General features: G+C 68.6%; 1 protein-coding gene. It reads left to right on the top strand.

Annotated features, from left to right (window positions below):
* The first annotated feature begins 66 nt into the window (after positions 1 to 66).
* A protein-coding gene (locus ACWD0J_RS41305; protein ID WP_451501010.1) for an IS630 family transposase occupies positions 67 to 1,130 on the top strand; the annotation gives its coding sequence in 2 pieces (ribosomal slippage) (positions 67 to 510 and positions 513 to 1,130; 1,062 coding nt in all).
* Positions 1,131 to 1,156: the final 26 nt, after the last annotated feature.

The raw sequence follows: 1,156 nt of genomic DNA, 5'->3' as shown, positions 1-1,156 counted from the left end.
TACTGACCTTCAAAGCGGGGTGTCGTGGGGGCTGACAGTTGATGATCCCGGCGGTATGCCGTCTGTATGAGGTACGCGCAGGGTGGCGGGCTGACCGCCGAGCGTCGGGCGTTTCGCGAGCGGCTTCGGAGAGAGGCCGCCGGGCGTTTCGCCCGGGGTGACGACACCGCGGTCGTCGCCCGTGACCTGCGGGTCACCGTTCGTTCAGTGCAACGCTGGCGGAAGGCGTGGGCGGAAGCAGGCCCGCGAGCACTGGTGTCGAAGGGCCCGGCCTCGCTGCCTGTGCTGAGCGACGAACTGTTCGCGGTGCTGGAACGGGAGTTGGACAGGGGACCTCTCGCGCATGGCTGGCCGGACCAGACCTGGACTCTGTCGCGGATCAAGACCCTCATCGGACGCCGGTTCCACAAGAGCTACACGGTTCAGGGCGTCGCGGCCCTGCTCAAGCGGCACGGCTGGACCTGCCAGGTCCCCGCCCGCCGGGCCGTCGAGCGTGACGAGGCAGCGGTGGCCGGCTGGGTGAAGGAGACCTGGCCGCACGTGGAATGACCGCGGCGGCGCTCGACGCCTGGCTCGTGTTCGAGGACGAGGCCGGCTTCTCGATGACGCCGCCCACCACCCGCACCTGGTCCCGGCGCGGCCACACACCGATCGTGCGGGTCCGCGGCCGCTCCCGCCGCCGCTTATCGATCGCTGCCCTGGCCTGCTACAAACCCGGACAACCGTCCCGACTGATCTACCGCCCCCGTCCCGACAGCCGTCCGGACGGACGCAAGAGCTTCGCCTGGACCGACTACCGCGACCTCGTCCAGGCCGCTCATCACCAACTCGGCGGCCCGATCGTGCTGGTGTGGGACAACCTCGACACCCACCTGGCAGCAGGAATGCGCCGCTACATCGCCGCCCACGACTGGCTCACCGTCTACCAACTGCCCTCTTACACACCCGACCTCAACCCGGTCGAAGGAATCTGGTCCATCCTCCGTCGCACAACCCTGGCCAACCGCGCGTTCGCCGACCCCGAAGACCTCATCACCGCCGTCCGGCAGGGCCTACGCAAACTCCAGTACCGCAGCGACGCACTCGACGGCTGCCTCACCGGCACGGGACTTCGACCCGCTCCACCATGACGACATCACGCATTCAAGGTCGGTAG

It is taken from the genome of Streptomyces sp. NPDC003011 (assembly GCF_053591515.1).
The sequence above is the reverse complement of the archived record's forward strand: the minus strand, read 5'-3'. Positions and strand labels throughout refer to the sequence as shown.